General features: G+C 64.8%; 21 protein-coding genes and 1 tRNA gene. 10 read left to right on the forward strand and 12 right to left on the reverse strand.

Features of this window, described 5'->3' with window-relative positions; translation table 11 throughout:
* Window positions 1-15 precede the first annotated feature (15 nt).
* Window positions 16-1857: a nitrilase-related carbon-nitrogen hydrolase gene (locus EDE12_RS11150; RefSeq protein WP_245275773.1), complete on the forward strand. Its 1842-nt coding sequence runs from the start codon at window positions 16-18 to the stop codon at window positions 1855-1857.
* A gap of 4 nt (window positions 1858-1861) precedes the next feature.
* Here the strand turns inward: EDE12_RS11150 and EDE12_RS11155 are convergent, their stop codons facing one another.
* The gene (locus tag EDE12_RS11155) at window positions 1862-2185 is read right to left on the reverse strand and encodes a hypothetical protein (protein ID WP_134188082.1); all 324 of its coding nucleotides are present in this window, start codon (window positions 2183-2185) and stop codon (window positions 1862-1864) included.
* A 197-nt stretch (window positions 2186-2382) separates the two neighbouring features.
* On the opposite strand from EDE12_RS11155, the gene rpmG reads away from it, so the two are divergent.
* The 5 genes from rpmG to EDE12_RS11180 all read left to right on the forward strand — a co-directional run bounded on the left by rpmG (window position 2383) and on the right by EDE12_RS11180 (window position 5837).
* Complete coding sequence (gene rpmG / locus EDE12_RS11160) at window positions 2383-2550, forward strand: 50S ribosomal protein L33 (RefSeq protein ID WP_003612885.1); 168 nt, start codon at window positions 2383-2385, stop codon at window positions 2548-2550.
* 686 nt (window positions 2551-3236) lie between these two features.
* Window positions 3237-3635, forward strand: a complete 399-nt coding sequence (locus EDE12_RS11165; RefSeq protein WP_024880190.1) for a hypothetical protein — start codon at window positions 3237-3239, stop codon at window positions 3633-3635.
* A 49-nt stretch (window positions 3636-3684) separates the two neighbouring features.
* Entirely contained in the window at window positions 3685-4431 is a 747-nt protein-coding gene (locus tag EDE12_RS11170; RefSeq protein WP_026598818.1) for a 3-deoxy-manno-octulosonate cytidylyltransferase, read from the forward strand.
* Window positions 4428-5297: a prephenate dehydratase gene (locus EDE12_RS11175; RefSeq protein WP_026598819.1), complete on the forward strand. Its 870-nt coding sequence runs from the start codon at window positions 4428-4430 to the stop codon at window positions 5295-5297. The genes EDE12_RS11170 and EDE12_RS11175 overlap by 4 nt, the downstream gene beginning before the upstream one ends.
* A gap of 105 nt (window positions 5298-5402) precedes the next feature.
* On the forward strand, window positions 5403-5837 hold the full coding sequence (locus tag EDE12_RS11180; RefSeq protein ID WP_024880193.1) for an HIT family protein: 435 nt from the start codon (window positions 5403-5405) through the stop codon (window positions 5835-5837).
* 6 nt (window positions 5838-5843) lie between these two features.
* Here EDE12_RS11180 and EDE12_RS11185 read toward each other — a convergent pair whose 3' ends face one another.
* The 9 genes from EDE12_RS11185 to EDE12_RS11225 form a co-directional block, all read right to left on the reverse strand.
* Window positions 5844-6998: an acyltransferase gene (locus EDE12_RS11185; protein WP_026598820.1), complete on the reverse strand. Its 1155-nt coding sequence runs from the start codon at window positions 6996-6998 to the stop codon at window positions 5844-5846.
* 135 nt (window positions 6999-7133) lie between these two features.
* Window positions 7134-7445 (reverse strand): DUF3175 domain-containing protein, encoded by a 312-nt coding sequence (locus tag EDE12_RS11190; protein WP_051592496.1) that lies wholly within the window; start codon window positions 7443-7445, stop codon window positions 7134-7136.
* Window positions 7421-7864: a CBS domain-containing protein gene (locus EDE12_RS11195; protein WP_026598822.1), complete on the reverse strand. Its 444-nt coding sequence runs from the start codon at window positions 7862-7864 to the stop codon at window positions 7421-7423. Before EDE12_RS11195 ends, EDE12_RS11190 begins: the two co-directional genes overlap by 25 nt.
* A gap of 78 nt (window positions 7865-7942) precedes the next feature.
* Window positions 7943-9208: an MgtC/SapB family protein gene (locus EDE12_RS11200; protein ID WP_026598823.1), complete on the reverse strand. Its 1266-nt coding sequence runs from the start codon at window positions 9206-9208 to the stop codon at window positions 7943-7945.
* Between the two features lie 33 nt (window positions 9209-9241).
* Complete coding sequence (gene ligD / locus EDE12_RS11205; protein WP_026598824.1) at window positions 9242-10132, reverse strand: non-homologous end-joining DNA ligase; 891 nt, start codon at window positions 10130-10132, stop codon at window positions 9242-9244.
* The gene (gene ligD / locus EDE12_RS11210; RefSeq protein WP_024880199.1) at window positions 10129-11730 is read right to left on the reverse strand and encodes a non-homologous end-joining DNA ligase; all 1602 of its coding nucleotides are present in this window, start codon (window positions 11728-11730) and stop codon (window positions 10129-10131) included. Before ligD (EDE12_RS11210) ends, ligD (EDE12_RS11205) begins: the two co-directional genes overlap by 4 nt.
* Before the next feature lie 18 nt (window positions 11731-11748).
* On the reverse strand, window positions 11749-12654 hold the full coding sequence (locus EDE12_RS11215) for a Ku protein (protein WP_024880200.1): 906 nt from the start codon (window positions 12652-12654) through the stop codon (window positions 11749-11751).
* Between the two features lie 27 nt (window positions 12655-12681).
* Window positions 12682-13581, reverse strand: a complete 900-nt coding sequence (locus tag EDE12_RS11220) for a YihY/virulence factor BrkB family protein (protein WP_024880201.1) — start codon at window positions 13579-13581, stop codon at window positions 12682-12684.
* A gap of 134 nt (window positions 13582-13715) precedes the next feature.
* Window positions 13716-13892 (reverse strand): DUF1328 domain-containing protein, encoded by a 177-nt coding sequence (locus EDE12_RS11225; protein ID WP_024880202.1) that lies wholly within the window; start codon window positions 13890-13892, stop codon window positions 13716-13718.
* 77 nt (window positions 13893-13969) lie between these two features.
* Between EDE12_RS11225 and EDE12_RS11230 the strand changes: the two genes are divergently transcribed.
* The 4 genes from EDE12_RS11230 (at window position 13970) to EDE12_RS11245 (ending at window position 17190) form a co-directional block, all read left to right on the forward strand.
* Entirely contained in the window at window positions 13970-15190 is a 1221-nt protein-coding gene (locus tag EDE12_RS11230) for an NADH-quinone oxidoreductase subunit D (RefSeq protein ID WP_036290950.1), read from the forward strand.
* Window positions 15191-15476: 286 nt separating this feature from the next.
* Window positions 15477-15584, forward strand: coding sequence for a hypothetical protein (locus EDE12_RS22520; protein ID WP_348630680.1), 108 nt, complete (start codon window positions 15477-15479; stop codon window positions 15582-15584).
* Between the two features lie 62 nt (window positions 15585-15646).
* A tRNA-Arg gene (locus EDE12_RS11240) sits at window positions 15647-15723 on the forward strand.
* 150 nt (window positions 15724-15873) lie between these two features.
* Window positions 15874-17190 (forward strand): DUF6492 family protein, encoded by a 1317-nt coding sequence (locus EDE12_RS11245; RefSeq protein WP_134188083.1) that lies wholly within the window; start codon window positions 15874-15876, stop codon window positions 17188-17190.
* 45 nt (window positions 17191-17235) lie between these two features.
* On the opposite strand, the gene EDE12_RS11250 is transcribed toward EDE12_RS11245, so the two are convergent.
* A complete protein-coding gene (locus EDE12_RS11250) occupies window positions 17236-17952 on the reverse strand; it encodes a hypothetical protein (RefSeq protein ID WP_134188084.1) in 717 nt (238 codons plus the stop codon).
* Window positions 17953-18021: 69 nt separating this feature from the next.
* Window positions 18022-21750, reverse strand: coding sequence for a glycosyltransferase (locus EDE12_RS11255; protein ID WP_026598829.1), 3729 nt, complete (start codon window positions 21748-21750; stop codon window positions 18022-18024).
* Window positions 21751-22023: the final 273 nt, after the last annotated feature.

The raw sequence follows: 22023 nt of genomic DNA on the forward strand, positions 1-22023 counted from the left end.
CCCGCGGAGATGCGCATGTGGTGGAAGAGGCTCGTCGCTATTCTATTCGCCGTCTTCTGCGCGGGAGATCTCGCCGCGCAGACGCCCGCGCATTCCATAAAAGTGGCCGCGGTGGATTTCATCCCCGCCTGGGGCTCGCTCGACGCCAACATACGTCGTCTCGCCGATGCGGCGGAGGAGGTCGCGCGCCAGGGCGTCGGCTTCGCGGTTTTTCCGGAGACGGCGGTCAGCGGCTATTTGTTCAGCGATCCCTCGCAGATCGCGCCCTATCTCGACACCATCCCCGGCGACACGACGAAAGCTCTGCTTCCCGTGCTGGCGAGGACGGGACTGCATATGAGCGTCGGCATAGCCGAGCGCGACGCCGAGACCGGCCTCGCCTATAATACCGCCGTGCTGCTGGGGCCGAAGGGCATAATCGGCAAATATCGCAAGAACGGCCTCAATCCGCAGGATCAAAAAGTCTTCGCGCCCGGCGACACGGGCGTTCCGGTCTTCGACACGCCGATCGGCCGCATCGCGCTGCTGATCTGCTATGACGACACTTATTGGCAATATGCGCGGCTCGCGGCCTTGCGCGGGGCGCAGATCATCGCCTGGCATTCCGTCTCGGATCGCGTGACGCCGGGAACGCCCGCCGCGCAATCCAAGGGCGACCACTCGACCGTCGCCAATGTCCAATATATGAGCGCGCAGAACGGCGTCTTCGTCATCGGCGCAACGCGCAGCGGCGTCGAGACCAATCCGATTACCGGCGGCCAGCTCTATTACAATGGCGGCTCGAGCATTTGGTCGCCGCAAGGCCACAAGCTCGCGCAAGCGCCCGTCGTTCCGCCGGAGGAGCTGCTGCCCGGGCTTCACGGCGTCTACGCCACAGAGATCACGCCCGCCGACGCTGACGCGCCCCGAGCCGAGCGGCTCGCCCTGCGGCGGCCGGAACTCTACGCGCCCTGGCTCGCGCTGCATCGCAGCCCTGTCGACGCCAACGCCACGAAGACCCGACGCAAGGCGACGCTGGTCGCCGCGCAATGGCCGGAGGGGCCGTCGGCGATGGAGAAGGCAAAACCGCCGAAGGCCGCGCTGACCGTCCTTCCCGAGCTGTCCGCTCTCCCCTCTGGCCTCGCGCCCGAGGAGATAAAATCCCGCGCCGAAGAACGAGACGGCCCTTTCGAGCGCGCCCTCGCCGCGCTCGCCCGCGCCCATAGAGCCTATGTGGCGGGGAGCTATCCCGAGCGGGCCGGCGAGCGCGTCTTTCATACCGTCGCTCTCGCAGGGCCGGAGGGAACGATTCTCGGCCGCTATCGCGCGACTCATCCAGGCGCAGCGCGCGGCTGGGCGACGCCTGGCGACGAGATCGCCGTCGTCGAGACGCCGCTCGGCCGCATCGGCCTCGCCACGGCGGAGGAGCTGGCGACGCCGGAGCTGGGCGCGCTCTATGCTGTGCAGCGGACCGATATTCTCGCCGCACCCGCCGGCGCCCCCTCCCCGCTGAAGGTCGAGATCGATTCGGCGCTGTTCAGCGTCGCCGACCCGCCGACCGGCCGCGCGGATTTCTTCCCCTATGCCGCCGCGAAGCAGAATCAGCTCTGGCTGGTGAGCGGCGGCCGTCGCGCCGGCGACGCCACGGCGGCAGGAATCTACGGGCCGGAGCCCGTCGTCTCCACACCGACCCTCACCGCCGCGCCCGGCGCGGCGGAGGTGCGTTATCAGACGGAGATTCCGGCGGTCGGGACCTGGATCGATCAGAGCCAGCTGATCGCCGGCCAACAGGCGCAATGGTTCGTCCCGCTCGTGCAGCCGCAGGATAGCGCCTGCCTGAAACGCTGGCGCGCGGGCGGCGGCTGTCCGGCGCGGTGATCCATCATTCCGAAAGCCATCCGAAGCGCCCGTCGATGAAGAAAATGTGATGGACGCCCTGTCCGAACAAGCGCGCCGGACCGACGCCGACTCGGCCCCGCGCGGTTTCGACGAACACCATCCGATCATCGACCGACTCGGCGCAGTGCATATAGAATCCCGCGCCATGCTCGATGGTCTCGCCAGCGGCCGTCGTCGAATAGCAGCGACTCGCCCAAAGAAGGGCGGGAATGGCGCCGCTGGAATCGGCGCGCCCGACCCCGACCAGCGCGTCGAAGGTTCGGAAGAGCTTGTCCAGCGCTTCGGTCGAAATCGAAATATCGGGCATTTGCGTCTCCGACGCCGAAACTATCGCCGAATATGAACCGAAATGCCCCATAACGAGTGAATTTGGCGAGATCGCGCGCCGCCGCCCGCCTTGACAAAGGCGCCTGCGTCCTTATGGTGCCGGCCAATTCGCCGCCGGGTTCGTGAGGATCGGGACCGGAGCGAGAGTGTCCCCTCACAAGTTCAGGACTGACGGCAATGGCCAAATCCGCCATGATCAAGATCAAGCTTCTGTCGACGGCCGACACGGGCACCTTCTATGTGACGAAGAAGAACGCCCGCACCAAGACCGAGAAGCTCGTGTTCAAGAAATATGATCCCGTCGTGCGCAAGCATGTCGAGTTCAAGGAAACCAAGATCAAGTGAGGCGAGGCGGGCCAGCCCGCCTTCTTCCGCCGCCGGCGACGCGCCGGACCGGCATTCGCCAGCCCCTAGGCGCCTTCGCAACCAAAGGCGCCTGAAACGAAACGAGCCCGGAAACGGATTTCTCCGTTCCGGGCTCGTTTCGTTTCAGGCGGAGAGAAGATTATTCCTCGATCGTCACGCCTGCCGGCTGCGGCCGCCTTCGTTTCCCCCGAAACGAAGGCGGCCGACTGGCGCTGGCTTTAAGGAGGCCACTCCAACCAACGCCAGCCGGCCAACCCCACGGACCCAGGAGATGCGGCGGACCTGAGCACTCCGCAGGGTATTCGAAGTTGTCTGCCGATACGCATCCAACGCAAAAGCACGCCTTGGGTTCTTTATTCTTCTTAGCCCCCGACGCTGCCTGACGCGCACCACGTTTTGGCATGGCTGAGGTTAGCTCAGCTGCATAAAAATGCAACCATCTGGCAAGATTTTCTACAAGTTTCGAAATACGCAGCTGAAAACAGCCCCTTACGAAAGAACCCCCATGTCGCTGAACCGTCACCAGGCGACGCCCGAGCGGAGTTTTCCACGACGCCTTTGCTCGGGATCGAGCTTTGTGGCAAACCCACCCGGCCGGGGGCCTTCCAAAGCCGGGCCATCCGCCGCCAAGCAAGAGCGCCGTCAGCGGCGCGGGAGGAAAATCGATGAAGCTTCGAGGTCTCGGATTGGCGCTGGCCGGCGCGGCGGCGTTGGCGCTCGCCGCCTGCAACGGCGTCCGCGAGCCCAATGACGCCGTCGGCGCCAAGGTGCTGCGCAATCTGCTCTCCAAGCAGGGCGTCAGCGGCAAGCTGATCTCTTTCAAGAAGATCGACGGACGGGCGCTGAAGACGCCGAACACGGAAGCCTATGAGCTGTGGTACGAGGCCGAGGTGCAGTTCCCGGACGCCTATGAGGCCGATTGCTCGGACCGCAGCCGCTGCGCCTATCTCGGCCTCACTCAGAGCCAGAGCTTCCAGAAGGGCGAGGTGCTGAAGGCCGAAGGCACGCTGCATTTCGTGCGCGCCGACAAGGGCTGGGTCGCCGAGGACCAGAACGCCTATTGAGCCGTCCGCGAGAGCGGCGGCGCGACCACGAGGAGAGCCGCCCCTCATGATGGCCCGTCCGCTCGTCGTCATCCCCGCCCGAATGGGCTCCTCCCGCCTGCCGGGCAAGGCGCTGGCGCCGATCGCCGGCCGGCCGATGATCCTCCATGTCCTGGAGAAGGCGCTCGCCGCCGCCATCGGCCCGGTCGCGGTAGCGACGGACTCGGAGGAGATCGCACGCGTCGTCTCCGCGGCCGGCGGGCGCGCGGCTCTGACGACAGGCGACCACGCCTGCGGCAGCGACCGCATCGGCGAGGCGCTGGCCGGGCTCGATCCGGCGGGCGCGCATGACGTCATCGTCAATCTGCAGGGCGACCAGCCAGACATTGATCCGGCGGCGCTGGCGGCCGCGCTGGAGCCACTGGCGGATCCTTCGGTCGATATCGCCACGCTCGCGGCCCCGGCTGCGGCAGGCGAGCGCGATGATCCCAATGTCGTCAAGCTGATCGGCGCCGAGATCGCGCCGCGGCGGATGCGCGCGCTCTATTTCACCCGCGCCCCGGCGCCGCATGGCGAGGGGCCGGACTATCATCATATCGGCGTCTACGCTTTTCGCCGGGCGGCGCTGGCGCGCTTTATCGCTTTGCCGCCATCCCCGCTCGAGCTGCGCGAGCGGCTGGAGCAGCTGAGGGCGCTCGAGGCCGGCATGCGGATCGACGCCATGATTCTGGACAAAGCCGCCCGTGGGGTGGATACCAGCGCCGATCTGCAACGACTGCGCAAGGCGCAGGACAAAGACGAACGGAGCCGTCGATGAGCGAGCGGCCGAAAATCGCCTATCAGGGCGAGCCCGGCGCCAATTCCGACATCGCCTGCCGGGACGCCTATCCCGATTGCGAGCCCCTGCCCTGCGCCAGCTTCGAGGACGCTTTCGCGGCAGTGACCGAAGGCGTCGCGGCGCTGGGCATGATCCCGATCGAGAATTCGATCGCCGGGCGCGTGGCGGATATCCATCATTTCCTGCCCAACGCCGGGCTCTACATCATCGGCGAATATTTTTTGCCGATCCATTTTCAGCTGATGGCGCCGCGCGGCGCGACGCGCGACACGCTGCGCGGCGTCTACAGCCATGTGCATGCGCTCGGCCAGTGCCGCAGGATCATTCGCGAGCTCGGCCTCACCGCCCATACGGCGGGCGACACGGCCGGCGCCGCGCGTGAGGTGGCGGAGTGGAAGGACAAGAGCAAAGCCGCTCTCGCGCCGCGCCTCGCCGCGGACATATATGGGCTCGACATTCTCGCCGAGAATGTCGAGGACGCCGCGCATAACACGACGCGCTTCGTCATTCTGTCCAAGACGTCGAAATGGGCGGCGCCGGGCAATGGCCCGACGATGACCAGCTTCGTCTTCCGCGTGCGCAATGTGCCCGCGGCGCTCTACAAGGCGCTCGGCGGCTTCGCCACCAATGGCGTGAACATGACCAAGCTCGAGAGCTATATGGTCGACGGCGAGTTCGCGGCGACGCGCTTCCTCGCCGATGTCGACGGCCATCCCGAGGAGCCGCCGCTCGCCCGCGCGCTCGACGAGCTGCGCTTCTTCTCCAAGGAGCTGGAGATCATCGGCGTCTATCCGGCGCATCGCTTCCGCCTGGAGAACAAGCGCAGCTTCGAATATGGCGATTAGCGACGCGCAACGTTCGCCGCCGCACGCGGGGAGAGGGAGCGATCGCACGGCTCGATCATCGAGGAAACCGTAGGACAGCAGGACATTTCAGACGGGAGAAGCCCCATGGCCGCAGCCTATGACAATGACAATGTGTTCGCCAAAATCCTGCGCGGGGAGATCCCTGCGCATAAGGTCTATGAGGATGATGTGGCGCTCGCGATCATGGACATCATGCCGCGCGCAGAGGGCCATGTGCTGGTGATCCCCAAGGTTCCGGCGCGCAATCTCCTGGACATCGACCCGGCCGCGCTCGTAGCGCTCATTCCCCGCGTTCAGCATGTCGCCAAGGCGGCCAAGGACGCCTTCGGCGCCGATGGCCTCACCTTGCAGCAGTTCAATGAGAGCGCCGGCGGACAGGTGATCTTCCACCTGCATTTCCACATTCTGCCGCGCTTCGAAGGCGTCGCGCTGCGCCCGCCGGGAACCATGGGCGACGGCGAGAAGCTGAAGGCGCAGGCGGAGAAGATCAGAGCCGCGCTCGGCCCGTTTCCGGGCTGAGCCGCGTTACCCGAGAACCAGAGCGGCGAAGCGCCGGCTCGCCGCGTGGGCGAAGCGCTCGACCGGCGCGAAGAGCATGGCCGCGACGATCGAGAGCAGGATCGTCGCCGCCGAGATCGCCAGAGCGAGCGGCAGAGTGAGCCTATCGCCGACGAGCGTGATCGCCGCGGAGGTCGCCGTCGCGATCACCACATAATGGATGAGATAGAGCGGGAAGGAGATTTTCGCGAGAAAGCGCGAGATGGCGCTTTCGCCGAGGAAGTCCGAGAGACCGCGCCAGCGCAGCGCCAGAGCGACGATCGCCACGGCGAGAATTACATGAACATGGGGGACGGCGCCCGCCGTCATCGTCCAAGAGGCGAGCACATAGAGCGTCGCGGCCGCAATTATTTTCGCCGGCGTTGAATCGAGAAGAGAGAGCCGCCCCGGCGCCGGCGTAGTGAGCGCGCCGGTGAGCTTCGCCTTGCCGATCAGCGCGCCGAAGAGAAAAGCCGCGAGATAGGGAAACAGCAGCATCAAAAATGACGCGCCGATGGCGATGGAGCGCTCGGGCCGCTTCATCGCCGGATAGCAGGCGAGCAGCAGGAACAGCGCCAGCGAGCCGACCATCTCCCAAGGCATGGTCCACAGAAATGGCAGCGCCGGCCCCCATTCGGAGGGCTTCGTATAGACGTTGCAGAGCGACCATTTCAGCGCCTGCGCGAAGCTCAGCCCGGTCTCGCCGGCGATGGCGGAAAGCCCCGGCGCAAATTGCGCGGCCTCGCCGAGCCGCGCCAAGCCGAGGCGCTCCGCGACGAGGAGGAGCAGAACCGTCGCGACGATCGGCGTCGTCAGGCGGATGTAGCGGCGCAGCGCCGCCGAGAGAATATACTCGCCGCCACCGCCCGAGAAGAAAGGCGCGCTGAGCGCAGCGCCGGAGACCACGAAGAAGACGCTGACGTCGAGCGAGCCGTCGATGAGCCCCGCTGTCCAGCCATTGCGCAATATGGGGAAATTCTCGCCGAAGCTCTGCCAGATCGAATGAAAGAGCAGAACGGAGAAAGCCGCCCAGCCGCGCAACCCATCGAGCTCGTGCAGGCGCAGATGCATCGATTGCGCGCGAGAGGGCGCGAATGCGCGACAGGCGAGACTGTCGCCGGCGCCCTCGAGAATATCCGACATAGACTCATTCCAACGCTGTGCATCTTTCGGCAGGTTAGAGACGGCCCCTCGCGCCAGCAATAACTTTGCCATTTCGTGTAATGTTTTACTTAAATGTGTTTAACAGCGCGGACGTGGCGACGATGCGGCGACGTTTCAGGCGCGGCCGAAGAGCTTGCGCAACTCTGTCTTGGCCGTCTCCAATATGCGCCGGCGCTCCGCCGGCAGGCCCCGGCCGGCGCGATTGATGTAGAAATTCAGCATGGACATCGCGGAGCGGAAAGGCGCGCTCTTGCGACGCTCGCTTTTTTCCGCCGAGCGCCTCAACGAGCGCGCTATGGCGCGGGGATCGCCCTGCGTGAAGACATCCGGCTCGAGGTCCAGCGCATTGCTCTTGCGCCCGACCTCGGCCGACCAATAGGCGGATTTGCTTTTCTCGCCGCTCAGGCGGCGCGCGCGCTCTGGCAATGGTGGCCGCCGGGCTGGGAGACGCCGCGCAGCGTCGCGCCGCTGAGGCCGGCGTCGCGATCCATGGCGAGATCGGCGAGAGAAACGATGCCGACGAGGCGCTTGCCGCGATCGAGCACGGGCAGCCGACGCAGCTGCTGCTCGGCCATGTTCTGCGCCACGTCCTCGACGTCGTGATCTTCATAGCAATAGCGAACGTCTCTGGTCATGACGTCGCGAATCTTCGTCGCCGCGCCCTTGCCGGCGGCGATGGCGCGCAAGGCGATGTCACGATCGCTGACCATGCCGACGAGACGATCGTGCTCACCGACCGGCAAAAGGCCGATGTCGAGATCGGCCATGCGTTTGGCGGCGTCGCAGATCGTCTGATCGGGCTCGACGAGACAGACCTCGCGAGTCATGATGTCCTTGATCTTCATCGTTCGCCTCCGTGTTTTCCCGAGGAAAAGTGGGTTTACCCGAGGAAACTTGTGGGGCTGGCGAAGGTTCCGCGCTTTTCAGCGCGTGAGCAGCGCGACCGCGAGGCCGCCCGCGAGCGCCAGCACGGAAGCGGCGGCGACGCGAAAGCCGAGGCCGGCGCCCGCGATCCACCATGTCAGCGCCGCTTTGGAGAGCGTGTTGACGGCGACAGCGAGGCCGATCGACGCCGCAGCGACATCGAGCGTGAGCGTCGCACGATCGAGCCGCGCGACGGACAAAGTTATGGCGTCGACATCGACGACGCCCGAGATCGCCGCGACGGCCAACGCGCCGGCCCCGCCCGCCACTCGGGTGGCGAGACGCGCCAGTATCGCGATCACGGTGAGCAGCGCGCCGAATTCGAGCACCGCGCCGAGATCGAGAGGGTTCTTCGGCGCGTGACCGCCATCGGTCGAAACGGCGGCGGCGCGGCGCATGAAGAAAAGCGCAAAGGCGAGCATGACGGCGCCGCCTGCCGCGAAGGGCGGCGCGAGAACGCCGAGCAGCTCGATGTCGATCAACGCGACGACGGCCAGCACGCGGAGCGCCATTGTGGCGTTGGCGAATAGCGCGCCAGCCGCGAAGAGCGGCGCGCCCTCGCTCTGCTCGCGCGAGAGGCGCGCCATCGTCATCGTCGCGGCGGTGGAGGAGACGAGTCCACCGGCGATTCCCGTCAGCGCCACGCCGCCAACGCCGCCCGCCGCCTTCATGGCCACATAGCCGAGGAAGTTGATGACCGCTATCAGCACGGTCAGCAGCCAGATCTCATGCGGATTGACCGTGTTCCAGGGATCGACGGCGCGGTCCGGCAGCAGCGGCAGCAGAATGACCGTCATCGCGGCCAGCGTCAGGCCGGAGCGCAACTCCACCCAGCTCAGGCGCCGCAGCCAGCCATGGCTCGCGGATTTCAGCGCTAGCAATCCCGCCGTGGCGACGCCCGCCGCGGCCGCGGCCTCGACATCGCCGACGACGGCGAAAGCGCCGAGCGCGAAAGCCAGCATTGCGGCGACCACTGTGGTCGCGCCGAAGGTCTCGTCATGGACGATCTCGCGATAACGAAACAGGACGATCGCGCCTGCGAAAGCCACGAAGGCGAGGCCGAGCGACACCGCGCCGCCTATGCCGGTCTGATTGGAGATGGCGCCCCAGACGGCGCCGAGCAGCGCCGCCAGCGCATGGGTGCGAAAGCCAGCGGCGCGCTCGCCCTCCTCATCCTCGCGCGCCTGCCAGCCGCGCTCGAGGCCGATCAAAAGGCCAATCGCCAGCGCCACCGTCAGGCGGCGGAACAATTCGGTCGTCTCCATGCGCCGGCCTTTCCGAATAGCGAAACTGCGAAATTATAGCCGCGCGCCGGCGAACATGCGCAGCGCCGCCGGCGAGACGCCTTGTCGCAGATCGAAATAGCCGGCCCAAGGATCGGCGCGCAGCGCGGCGAGGCGGCGCTCGACCTTGTCGAGGCAATAAAAATCGGCGCGCTCTATGCGGCCGAGTTCGTCCCAGGAAACGGGCGTCGCCACGGAAGGCGTCTCCCGCGCGCGCGGCGAGAAAGGCGCGACCGCGCTCGCGCCGCGATCATTGCGCCGATAGTCGATATAGATGCGGCCATGGCGCCGCGCCTTGGTCGCCATTGCGGTGAAGCGGGCCGGATCATCCGCCGCGAGACGGCTGGCGACGCCTCTGGCGAAACCGGTGAAGGTCGGCCAGTCGAGCGCGTCATCCAGCGGCGCGACGACATGCAGCCCCTTGCCGCCGGTGAGCAGCGCGAAGCTCGCGAGCCCCGCCGCCTCCAGCAAAGCGCGGAAATCGCGCGCGGCGCGCTTCACCTCCTCGAAGGTCACGGAAGGATCGGGATCGAGATCGAAGACGAGACGATCGGGACTCTCCAGCGCATCGAAGCGCACGCCCCAAATATGCAGCTCCAGCGCATCCATCTGCGCCGCGCCTTCGAGGCCGGAGAGATCGTCGAGGAAGAGAAATTCTTCCCGTTCGCCGTCGCTCCCGGCGATGGGCGCGGCTTTGAGTCCCGCGGGCAGGCCGCGCCGATGATGGCGCTGGAAGAAGCAGCCATGCGCCGCGCCATTGGGACAGCGCAGCAGCGACAGCGGCCGCCCGGTGATATGCGGCAGAGCGAAAGGCGCGACCCGGCGCCAATAATCGACCAGCCTCTGCTTGGTGACATGCAGAGCGGCCGGGTAGAGCGGCTTGTCCGGGTTGGTGAGGCGGATCATCGCGGGCCTCGCTTCAGCTCGCGGGGCGATGGATCGAAGGCGGGAGGGCTCACCTCATTCGCCGGCTTGTCCTCGCGCAGGCCGATGAAGGTCGGATGGCGCAGCAGCCCCTCCTTGGTGCGCTCCGTGTAATCGATCTCGACGACGAGCCGCGGCGCCACATAGCGCGCGTGACGCGCGATCTCCGCCGGCACGGCGGCGAAGGGCGAGGACTTGCATGCATGCGCGCGCAGAGCGGCGCCGATCTGCGCGAGATCGCGATCGGAAAAGCCGGCGCCGACACGGCCGCGATAGACCAAGGCGCCATCGACGAATTCGCCGAGCAGCAGAGAGGCGAAGTCGCGGCCCTTCTTCGTCGAAGGACGATAGCCGCCGACGACGAACTCATCGCGGCCGAGGCATTTGACCTTGATCCAGGCGCGCGTGCGCCGCGAGAGATAGGGGCGGTCGACGCGCTTGGAGACGAGACCCTCGAGCCCCAAGCGTCGGCATTCGGCGAGAAAACGCGCGCCGGCGCCGATCACATGGCCGCTGTAGCGTATCGCCGCCGGCGGCTCGGCGAGCAGCGCGGCGAGACGATTCTTGCGTTCGAGCAATGGCGCATTGGAAACATCCTCGCCATCGAGCTCCAGCAGATCGAAGGCGTAGAAGACGAGCGCGCGCGGGCGCTTCTCCAGCATCTTCTGCAGCAGGCCGAAATCGCTGCGGCCACTCTCCTCCAGCGCGACGATCTCGCCATCGATGAGCGCGCTTTTCATCGGCAATTGCGCGGCGGCTTCCGCTATGCCGGGGAATTTCTCAGTCCAATCGAGGCCGGAGCGCGTGTAGACGCGGCACTTGCCGCCCGCCGTCGCGACGAGCGCACGATAGCCGTCGAATTTGATCTCATGCAGCCAGTCCTCGCCGGCGGGCGGCTCGGCGGCCTGCGTCGCGAGCTGCGGCGCGCGGAATTTCGGCAGGCGCGGCGCATGGGTTTCGCCATCGGCGATCTCCGCGAAGCTGCGGCCCGTCGTGACGCTGCGCGTCCATTCGCGCGCCGGATCGAGATCGGCGTCAGCCTGCCCATCCTTCATTTTGACGAGCAGCCAATTTTCTTTCGGCTCCTTGCCCCGGCGCGGCATGCGCAGCAGCGCGAAGCCGCCCCTCAGCCGCTCGCCTTCCAGCGTGAACTCGAGACGTCCGTCGGCGAGGCCGCGATGCGGATCGCCCTTGGGCGTCCAGCGGCCGCGGTCCCACAGCATCACCTCGCCGCCGCCATATTGGCCTTTGGGGATGGCTCCCTCGAAGCTTCCATAATCGAGCGGATGATCCTCCGTGCGCACGGCGAGACGCTTCTCGCTCGGGTCGAGGCTGGGGCCGCGCGTGACGGCCCAGCTCTTCAGCACGCCATCCAGCTCGAGGCGCAGATCGAAATGCAGCCGGCGAGCGCGATGCTTCTGCATGACATAGGCGCCATGCCCTTGCGCGCGCGCGGCGCCTTCCGGCTCGGCGGTGCGGTGAAAATCGCGCTTGTCGCGATAGGCGGAGAGCCGCTCGTCCTTCGCTGCGAGCGGTCTTGCGGCGCGATGAGCCGATGACGAGCGCGCGGATGGACCCAATTTGCGCTCCTCTCGCGGTCACGCGCGCTTCTTGACCGGCCCAGTCTTCGCCGCAGCCTTGGCCGACGCCGTCTTCGCCGCGCTCGCCTTTTTCGCCGGCTCCGCGGCGCGCGCCTTGCCGTGCGCGGGCCGCGGCGCGCTCTCGCCGACGCTGCGCTTCAACGCCTCGATGAGATCGATCACCTTGCCGGGACCGCGACGCTCCTCCTCGCCCGTGGTGACGATCGCCTGTCCTTCGCGCTTGCGCTCGACGAGATCGCGCAGCGCCTCGGCGTAGGAATCCTTGAACGCCTTGGGATCGAAAGGCGCGCTCTTGCGCTCGATCAGCTCGGTCGCCAGCGCCACCATCTCGGCGTCGCTGTCGCCTTCGCCGATCTCGGCGAAATAAGGCTCATAGGAGCGCAGCTCATTGGCGTAGCGCAAGGTCTCGACGAGCAGCCCCTTGCCGAGCGGCGTCACCGCGACAATGCTCTCGCGCCCGCGCATGGTGAGCCGACCGATGCCGATCTTGCCGGCGCGGCGCAACGCCTCGCGGATCACTGCATAGCCTTCGGTCGAGACGTCGCCCTCCGGCGCGAGATAATAGGGCCGGTCGAAATAGCGCGGATCGATCTCCTCGCGCCCGACGAATTGCACCAGCTCGATCGCTTTGCCGCTGTCGAGCTTGATCTCGTCCAGCTCGTCCGGCTCCAGCACGACATAGGAATCGTCGCCGATCTCGAAGCCTTTGACGATATCGGCGGAGTCGATCGGACCGACGCCGGGCGCGACCTTCTCATAGCGCACGCGCTTGCCCGAGGGCTTGTGGATCTGATGCAGCGTCGTCGCCTGGGCGCTCGACGTCGCCGCATAGAGCTCGACGCCGATGGAGACGAGCGAAAGCCGCAGATAGCCTTGCCAATAAGCGCGCGCGCGTGGAGCCATGAGGTGAGACCCTTTGCTGTTCGCGCTTTATCTAGCGCCGCGGCGCGCGCGGACGATGGCGGCGTTGAGCTCGCCGCCATAGATGAAGATGACGCCCGAGAAATAGAGGAAGACGAGCGCGATCATCGCCGAGGCGAGGCCCGCATAGGTCAGCGCATAGCGCTCCGAGAAGGCCGCGAGATAGCGGCCGAAGGCGGCGCCGGCGACGAGCCACAGCAGGAGCGTCGCCAGCACGCCGGGGAGAATATCCAGAAAGCGCCGCCGTCCCGCCGGCAGCCCGGCGTGAATGGCGAAGAGCGTGAGCGCCAGAATGAGCGTCGCGACGCCATAGCGCGCCAGAGTGACCATCTGCTCGAAGGGCGCGAACCAATCGAGATAGCGCGCCGCGGCGTCGGTGATGAGCGGTCCGAGCACGACGAGAACGGAAAGCGCCAGCAGGCCCGCCGCGCTGCCGACCACATAGAAGATCGACTCGAGCCGCAGCAGCCACCAGCTGCGCGTCTCCTGCGCCTCATAGGCGCGATTGAGGCCGATACGCAGGCTCTCGAGGCCGCTGGAGGCGAAATAGACGGCAAAGAGCGCGCCGAAGGTGAGATTGCCGCCCTGGGGCTCCGTCGCGACGCGCTTGATCTCGCGCGCGATCGGCTCCGCAACCTCGGGAGGCCAGGCGTCGAGCAGCAGACGCCCCGCCTCGTCGGCGAGGCTCTTGGAGCCCATGAGGCCGGCGAAGGCCGTCACCACGATGAGGAAGGGAAACAGCGACATCAATGTCGAGAGCGCGATATGGCTCGCTATGGCGAAGCCGTCGCGATCGACGAAATGCAGGAAGGCGTCCAGCGGGACGCGCAGCGGCGCGGGAAGGCGCTCCGCCCGTGGCGCGAGCGGCCCGAGGGCGCGCTGGAAAACGGCTTTCTCGACTTCGTCCACGGCGCCGGCTCCCCGCGCTCATCGCCCGAGGGAATATAGCGCCGCGCGCAATCCGTAGGACAGCAACTTTCGCCGCCGCGGGACGTTGACGCGAGAAGCGGCGGCGACGCTCCGCGCCGCCGCCGCCGACTCCCTCAGACGCCGCGCCGGAGCACGCCGCCGACGAGGGCGATGATGAAGAGCACGACCGCCACCCAGAACAATATGCGCGCGGCGTCGATCGCCGTGCCGGCGACGCCGCCGAAGCCGAAGAAGGCCGCGATCAGCGCGACCACCAGAAAGACGACGGCCCAGCGCAGAAGATCACTCATTTCTTTCTCCCGAAACCGAGGATGATGAGTGATAACGCCGGCGCGCCGATCCGGTTTCCCGCCGAAAGGAGGCGCAGATGAGTCTCGGACAGAGAACGCAGCCTCGCCCCCGGCCCGGCGAGGAGCGCAGCTTCATCCTGAATTTCGGCCCGGTTCATCCGGCCGCGCATGGCGTGCTGCGGCTGGTGCTGGAGCTCGACGGCGAAGTCGTCGTCCACGCCGATCCGCATATCGGCTTTCTGCATCGCGGCACGGAAAAGCTCATAGAGGACAAGAGCTATCTGCAGGCCCTGCCCTATTTCGACCGGCTCGATTATGTCGCGCCGATCAATCAGGAGCACGCTTTCTGCCTCGCCGCCGAGCGCCTGCTCGGCCTCGCCGTCCCGCGGCGCGCCCAGCTCGTGCGCGTGCTCTATTGCGAGATCGGACGGCTGCTCTCGCATCTGCTCAACATCACCAGCTGGGCCTCGGATTGCGGCGCGCTGACGCCCAATCTCTGGGGCTTCGAGGAGCGCGAGAAGCTGATGGTCTTCTACGAGCGCGCCTCGGGCGCGCGCATGCACGCCAATTATTTCCGCTTCGGCGGCGTGCATCAGGATTTGCCGCCCGCGCTCATCGACGACATAGAGGCCTTTTGCGATCCCTTCCTCGCGACCTGCGACGATCTCGAGGGATTGCTCACCGACAATCGCATCTTCAAGGCGCGCAATGTCGATATCGGCGCCGTGACGCTCGAGCAGGCCTGGGGCCTCGGCTTTTCCGGCGTGTTCCTGCGCGCTTGCGGCGCGCCATGGGATTTGCGCAAGGCGCAGCCCTATGAATGCTACGAGGAGATGGATTTCGACATTCCGGTCGGACGCCACGGCGATTGCTACGACCGCTATTGCGTGCGCATGGAGGAGATGCGCCAGTCGGTCCGCATCATGCGGCAATGCGTCCAGAAGCTGCGCGCCGCGGACGGCCAGGGAGCCATCGCGGTGCTCGACGGCAAGATCACGCCGCCGCGGCGCGAGGCGATGAAACGCTCGATGGAAGCGACGATCGAGCAGTTCAAGCTCTACAGCGAGGGGATTCATGTGCCCGCCGGCGAGGTCTATGCGGCGGTGGAGGCGCCCAAGGGCGAGTTCGGCGTCTATCTCGTCTCCCATGGGCTGAACAAGCCCTATCGCTGCAAGCTGCGCCCGCCCTCCTTCGCCCATCTCGCGGCGACCGACCGGCTCTCGACCGGCCATATGCTGGCCGATGTCGCCGCCATCATCGGCTCGCTCGACATCGTCTTCGGAGAAATCGACCGCTGAGAAGGAGGATGAAAATGCCGACCCTTTCGGAAAAGACGACCCTTGCAGAAAAAACCTGCACGCCCTGCCGCGGCGGCGTTCCGCCGCTCGGGCGCGCCGAGGCCGAGACGCTGCTCGCCGCGGCGCCGGACTGGACGCTGATGGACGAGGCGCGCCGCATCGAGCGCGGCTTTCGCTTCGGCAATTTTCGCGAGGCGGCCGAATTCGTGCGCCAAATCGGGGAATTGGCCGAGGCCGAAGGCCCCACCCGGACATCGCCTTCGGCTGGGGCTATGCGACGATCTCGTTGCAGACGAAGAAGATCGGCGGCCTGCACGAGAACGACGTCATCATGGCGACGAAGATCGACCGCATCTTCGCACGCTGGCAGGGATTGCCGGCCGGCCGCATGTGACCGACCCCTGTGACGCCCCCGCCTTTTCAAACGCCCTGCGCTCTTGTAGATATCGGAGCGAAGTCCCGGTAGCTCAGCAGGATAGAGCAACGGTTTCCTAAACCGTAGGTCAGGGGTTCGAATCCCTTCCGGGACGCCACGCGCATAGTGCTAACTCTTGCCTCCATTCGGTATCAGGAAATTGCCGACAGTCTCTCTCTCAATGTTGGTCTCTCTTGCCTCCGCCTTCAAGGCGATAGTAGCAATGCCAAGGAAAGCACACGACAGGGCGCGTCACGAGGAGGTCTGTTTGCAACAAACCGTGTCCACGAATGAGGCCGGACGGGAAAGCTCGGTGACGAGCTTCCAAGCCGGGGCCGAACTGGTAGGCTCAGAAGCCGGTCTGACCTATGACGACTTCATTTTTTCGTCGCGCCGCCGCGGTTGCCTGACGCGCGGCCCGAGATTCAGCTTAGCGAAAGGCGCCCATCTCATTAAAGTTCAAGGTGAGAATTTCGGGCTGTCTGGCCTCGAAGACAGCTTTTTAGAAATTTCCGATTCGGCCGGCCGCAGCCGATACAAGCAGTCGTTGCTAGCGGGAATCTGCCACGATCAAAAAACGCTTGCGTCGTTTATTTATGTTAGCCCAGAAAATGAGGAGGGTTTGGAAGTTTGCATATCCGTGCCGGAAAGCGCGAATATTCGCATCGACTCTGTCAAAATTCACCAAGCAAGATATATGCATGATTTTGCAATATTAAATAAATCGTACAGAAAAGACTTGCCATGGACAGTCGCGCTCTATCGCTCCTGGTGCCGATTTACAGAAATTAAACACCCGTTCTATATCGTTGTGCCGGAAAACGATTTATCGATATTTATCGACGCCTTCACGACAGAGCTGAATCATGGCCGAATATCCTATATCCCCAACATTCTCTCTGAAGAGTGGGTGCTAGCGTCGGCAAATATCGAGCCTACTCCAGAAATGTCTGGATGGCATATTCAGCAACTGATAAAACTATGCTTTTCAAAGATAAAAATTGCCGCCAACTATCTTACCATGGATAGCACAATGCTATTCACGAAAAAATTCGACTACTCGTCTCTTTTGCATGATGGTTCGATCTATACTGCGGCGGCTCCGACCTCTAAAAATGATTTTTTCGATCGCCTTCGAAACACCAACGAAGACGGCTGGCTCGATGGCAAGATCGTTAATATTTCAGAATCATTCAATAGAATATGTACAGTTATGGAGAACCATACCGAGAGCACGAACGCCTATATATCTTGTACCGGCATGTTCAACTCTGATTTGTCAGCCGAACTCGACGCGTTCGCGCATAGCAGAGGCGTAAATGGATTCGTCGGCTTGATACAAATTGCTCCTTACGAGTTTGCCTGGTACGGAGAGTTCGTCTACTCGCAGCATCGGTCGCGCTTCATCCCACATGACCCGCATTTGATGACGCTTGCGCAATCATCAGAACAAGCGGAGTTGATCGATCGTTGCGAGTTCAACACCCACAATCATCACTTCGGTTTGATGTTACAACTACCGGCAGCCGATCTTTGCGACCCTGAGAGACTTTATAACGCGATTGCCGAAGGTCGCCTCAGATGATTATCGAGCGGGGACTCGCCCTTGCGAAAGAGCTAGCCCCCCGCCTCACGAAAAATGCCGCTCCTTCATCAAATCCACCTCCAGCCGAGCTTGGAACAGCGTGGTTTCGACGTCGTCGGTGAGCGGCAGGCGGAACTGACCCACGCCGGAAATCGCGCTGCGCGGATATTGATAGAGCAAGGAGCCGCTGTCGGCGTCGCCGCCGCTCGTCGCGGCGATGCGGGGCGCTGATTGCAGTCGGTCGAAGGACGCCTGCATCGCGTCGAATCGACGCAAAGAGTTCTCATGCGTCGCCGTTATATGGCTGAATATATGCTGGAGCCGATCATGCAGCGCCTGCGGGACGTCCGGCGACGGCACTTCCAAAGGCGATCTGTTCGGCTCGAGATCGAAGGGTCCGAACTCATATTCCGGCCGATCGGCGATGCGCAACCGCACCGAGCGCGTCTTCGCGCTGGGCGTGGCGAAAGCGGCGACCTCGCAGTCGAAGCCATGAAGCCCATTGTCGCCGAGCTTTTCGGCGATATCGTCGCGATAGAGATTCGCCTTGGTCTGCTGGACCACCTCGTCGTCGAGCAGGATTTCGAGCACGACCGGTGCTTCGCGCTTGGCGTCGCAAATCCAGCCGCGGACGCGCTTTTGCGTCACCTCATCGACGACGCCGGCGACGCTGCCGCCGAATTTCAGGCTATGCGCAGCGATATCCTTGTCGCGAAAGGTCCGAACGGCGATCTTGCGCCCCAGCCATTCGATCAATGTCATGCCGCCCTCCATAGCTTTCGGCGAATGATTACGGTTTTGCGCGCGACCGTCGAGCCCACGCGACGGCCATCAGAACTGCCGATAGACATGCTCCCCGTCCAGGAACTCGAAAATGCGGCCCGCGCAATCGGCCCAGGACGGCGCCGAGACGCCTTTCGACGGAATAGGCCCGCGCGCGAGCTGCTCGCGCAGGGCCGCGGCGAGCTGCGCGGATGAGCCGGCGGCGAAATATCGCGCATGCTCGCCGCCGAGCTCCTGGAAAACGGGAAGATCGCTGAGCAGCAGCGGCGAGCCGAAATGCGCCGCCTCATAGATCGGCAGGCCGAAGCCTTCCGCGATCGAGGCGACGATGGTCGCCGAAGCGCTCTGATAGAGCCGCGCCATGTCCGCCTCCGGCACGAAGCCGAGATAGAAGAAGCGCTTGCCCTTTTCCTCATGGTTCTCGAAGCGCTGCAGCAGGCTGTCCACGCTCCACCCCGCCTTGCCGACGAAGACCAGCGTCGCATCGACTCCCGAAGCCCATAGCCGCTCGAAGGCGTCGAGCACGTAATCGTGCCCCTTGCGCGGCTCGATCGTGCCGACCATCAGAAACAAATTCTCACGTTGCGCCAGATCGGACGTGGCCGCCGTGATCGGCGTGAAGACATCGACTCGCGAGGAGAAATCGGCGCCGAGCCGCGCATAGCCGATCCGAAGCCCCCGCCGCGGCGTGACTCCGCTGCCCGTGATCCACTCGATGAGCCCATCCGCCCCGCTCTGCGAGGTGCAGATCAGGCCGGAGCCTTTCTCCAGCAGCAGCGTCAGCCAATTGGTGACAGAGATTTTGACATGGTCCTCGAACAGCTCGGGATGCTGCAGCGGCAGAATGTCGTGAACGAGGCCGAACGCCTCTCCGCCGATGGCGCCGAGGCGCGCAAGCGGCTCGCGCATCCAATCGGCGAGATGCCAGGTTCCATCGGCCATCAAAATCTTGTCGAAGGGACGAAAATCGAGGGCGCCGAAGCGCATGTCCTCCGCCTCGACGGCGGCGCGGGCGCCGCAGCGCTGCGCGTAATCGTCGGCGAAGATCAGCCCGGCGTCCGTATAGGCGAAAGCCTGCGGCCGCACCTTCGCGTCGCTCCAGCCATAGGCCGCGCGCGTGAGCTCGCGCACGACGCGCTGCACGCCCGTCTCGAGATCGCCCTCCCTTATGTGGGTCACGTCGATCAAGAGGCGCGGCGCGATCTCGGAGCGCTCCTGGCGCACATAGGCGCGGGCGATGTCCTGCACGAGCTCCCGGGTGATGGGAGCGTCGCGGAGCAGACGCGCGATCGTCTTGCTGACGATCTTCGGCCCGCAGGTCTCGGCGCGAGCGGTCATCGCCACGACCGTCTGGACGAAGCGCGCGCCGACCTTGTCCGGGTCCAGCGTCTCGTCGCAATAGCGCAGCGCAGCCTCTCTATAGGTCTGGCGCAGCTGCGGATCGCCGGCCAGCGCATCGAGCGCATCGGCGATGTCCGCGGACGCATAGCCCTCGAGCGCGACGCCCACCTCGGACGGCAGCTCCGCCGAGGACCCCATGCGATTATAGACGAGCGGCGTTCCGCTGGTGAGCAGATCGAGGATCGCCCTCGACGTCTCGCCGCGCGTGAGCGTCCGCAACTGAACGCCGATATCGGCCGCGGCTATGTAGAGGTCGTAATCCTCCTTCTCGACATAGCCGGTGATGTGAATGTCGGACCTGTCGCCGATGGCGCGCAGCACCTCGCGCGCATAGGGCGAATCGTGGTTCGCGCCCCCTTCCAGCTCGCCGACGAGGATCAGCTGCGCCTTGCCCGATTTCGCCGCCGTAGAGCGCGTGAAGGCCTCGATCAGCTCGAGCACGCCCTTCGTGTGAGCGACATGGCCGAGCGACACGATGACGAGCGAATCCGGCGCGATGGCGAGCGTCTCGCGCGCCTGCGCCCTGCTCGGCGTCGTTTCCCGCGGCGGGCGCGCCCTATATTGCGGCAGCACGGCGATTTGTGGAGCGGCGCCCGGGCGAGCGGCGCCCACCAGCACATTGCGAGCGAAGCGCGAGTGAACGATGACGCCGAGGCTGCGATGCGTCGCCGTGGCGCTGCAGGGAAGAGCATCGACGAGCGAGCGCGCCGTGCGGTCGCCGCCCTCGCCGTCGAGCACGATGGCGCGCGCCGGACCTCCATGCTCCTGGATCATGCGACGGATGAAGGCGTCGGGATTGCCGGGGTCATAGGACAAATAGCCGAGATAGGCGTCGTGAATGACGACGACGCCCGGAAAGCTCTCGATATAAGGGAGCATATAGTGGTGAAACGGCGAATTGCCGAGCTGATAGACGATCGCATCGTAGAGATGCGCCTTGAATGGAAATTGCGAGTGATGCCAGATCGGCATGTCGTCGAAATAGGTCTCGACCTCGGCCACATCGTCGACGAAAATCTCGAAGGACGCGAATTTGGAGAGGGCGGGAAGAAACTCCGCGCTGTAATCGGCGATCCCCGACTTCGCCGACGGGAGCGGCGTGAACATGGCGATGCGCGGAACCCGCCCTGCCGCGCTCGGCGTCTTGCGCCCGCGGCGCGCGGCGTAGGTCTCCTCCCAGGCGTCGAGCGCGCGGCGGGCGCTCTTCTCCCAGGTGAAGAGCGCGGCGCGCTCGCGAGAATAGGCGCGCATGCGCTGAAGCTCGCCCTCGCGGGTCAGCGCGCGCACCATTGATTTCGCCATATCCGCCGGCTTGGTCGTGTCGAAACGATAGGCCGGATCGTCCACGATCTCCGTCAGGCTGGAATTGTCGCCGACGAGCACTGGCGCGCCGCAGCGCATCGCTTCGATCACCGGAAGACCCAGTCCCTCATAGAGAGGGGGGAAGACGAAGAGCGAAGCGGCGTTGTAGAGCTCGACGAGCTCGTCATCCGACACGAAGCCCGTCGTCACGACGAGCGGCGCCACGCCGAGGCGCGCCGCTTTCTCGCGCAGAGCGAGCGCTTCCGCGCCTTTGATGTCGTAGACGATCAGGAGCTTGTATTTATCCGCCAGCTCCTTGTTGGCGATGGCGAAAGCCTCGAGCGTCCCATCGAGATTCTTGCGGAAGTCCGGCCCGCCAACATAGAGGATGAATTTCTGCCCGGGAGCGAAGCGGCGCCAGACGGCCCCGCGATGCGCCTCGGAGGCGGGGAGGATGCGGAAGTGATCCGCGACGCTGCCGAAAATATTGACGACGCGCTCCGGCTTCATATGAAAAAGCCGCTCGGCGTCCTTCTTCGTCGCATCCGATATGGCCAATCCGACATCGAGCTGCGGGATCAGGCTCGATGTGCGCTTGTACCAGAGGGCGACCGGCCAATCGGTGAGATATTTGTCCGGATAGAGCAGCGGAATGAAATCATAGAGAGTGGCGGATCGAATGATCGGCGGCTTGGGAAAGTCGATGAAAGCCGCCGCCGCGCCATAGACGCTCTCGCCTTCGAAAACGCTCGAGATGTGATAGACATCCGGGCTGACCGTCTCGATGCGATCATTGCGCAGGACATTGGCGACCTGCTCTCGCCTCTGCCGCTCATGCCAATCATATTGCACGCTGGGATAGTCGTGCAAAATCACATTGCCGAGATCGTCGAGCTTCGCGATTTCCGTGATGAGATCCGCGGACTTGTCCAGATAATGCCAGTTGAGCAGAAACATGAAGTCATGCTCGCCGCCGATTCTGACGATTTCTTTTGCGAGAGAGAGAGAATAGCGCCCCATTCCTCGGGATTGCGCCTCGGTCTGACAGCATTGCAGATCAATCAGTATCTTCATCGCGTGACCCTGGCAGCGCACATCCGCCCCGACGTCGAGTGGCGAGCGTGACGCCCGCCTTCTCGCGGCGCGAGCATTTCGGTCGGAAATCAGCGCGGGAGCGGCTCCGAAAACTCGGCTTCGTCGGAAGCATGTCCGCCGGCGCCGCGTAGCCGCCTCTCGGAGGGAGAGTCGACGCCGCGCGAGCGTTCTGTCATCGAAGCAATGTCTCGGTCAAGTCCGGCAAATCGCGCCGACGTCCCATTTCGAGACCGCACGCATGCCGTGCAGCGT

The organism is Methylosinus sp. sav-2, assembly GCF_004366495.1.
In the GTDB taxonomy this organism is placed as follows: Bacteria; Pseudomonadota; Alphaproteobacteria; order Rhizobiales; family Beijerinckiaceae; genus Methylosinus.

Coding starts and splice junctions, on each gene's coding strand:
- EDE12_RS11150 (WP_245275773.1), top strand. CDS start 16: ATGTGGTGGAAGAGGCTCGTCGCTATTCTATTCGCCGTCTTCTGCGCG.
- EDE12_RS11155 (WP_134188082.1), bottom strand. CDS start 2,185: ATGCCCGATATTTCGATTTCGACCGAAGCGCTGGACAAGCTCTTCCGA.
- rpmG (WP_003612885.1), top strand. CDS start 2,383: ATGGCCAAATCCGCCATGATCAAGATCAAGCTTCTGTCGACGGCCGAC.
- EDE12_RS11165 (WP_024880190.1), top strand. CDS start 3,237: ATGAAGCTTCGAGGTCTCGGATTGGCGCTGGCCGGCGCGGCGGCGTTG.
- EDE12_RS11170 (WP_026598818.1), top strand. CDS start 3,685: ATGGCCCGTCCGCTCGTCGTCATCCCCGCCCGAATGGGCTCCTCCCGC.
- EDE12_RS11175 (WP_026598819.1), top strand. CDS start 4,428: ATGAGCGAGCGGCCGAAAATCGCCTATCAGGGCGAGCCCGGCGCCAAT.
- EDE12_RS11180 (WP_024880193.1), top strand. CDS start 5,403: ATGGCCGCAGCCTATGACAATGACAATGTGTTCGCCAAAATCCTGCGC.
- EDE12_RS11185 (WP_026598820.1), bottom strand. CDS start 6,998: ATGTCGGATATTCTCGAGGGCGCCGGCGACAGTCTCGCCTGTCGCGCA.
- EDE12_RS11195 (WP_026598822.1), bottom strand. CDS start 7,864: ATGAAGATCAAGGACATCATGACTCGCGAGGTCTGTCTCGTCGAGCCC.
- EDE12_RS11200 (WP_026598823.1), bottom strand. CDS start 9,208: ATGGAGACGACCGAATTGTTCCGCCGCCTGACGGTGGCGCTGGCGATT.
- ligD (WP_026598824.1), bottom strand. CDS start 10,132: ATGATCCGCCTCACCAACCCGGACAAGCCGCTCTACCCGGCCGCTCTG.
- EDE12_RS11215 (WP_024880200.1), bottom strand. CDS start 12,654: ATGGCTCCACGCGCGCGCGCTTATTGGCAAGGCTATCTGCGGCTTTCG.
- EDE12_RS11225 (WP_024880202.1), bottom strand. CDS start 13,892: ATGAGTGATCTTCTGCGCTGGGCCGTCGTCTTTCTGGTGGTCGCGCTG.
- EDE12_RS11230 (WP_036290950.1), top strand. CDS start 13,970: ATGAGTCTCGGACAGAGAACGCAGCCTCGCCCCCGGCCCGGCGAGGAG.
- EDE12_RS11250 (WP_134188084.1), bottom strand. CDS start 17,952: ATGACATTGATCGAATGGCTGGGGCGCAAGATCGCCGTTCGGACCTTT.
- EDE12_RS11255 (WP_026598829.1), bottom strand. CDS start 21,750: ATGAAGATACTGATTGATCTGCAATGCTGTCAGACCGAGGCGCAATCC.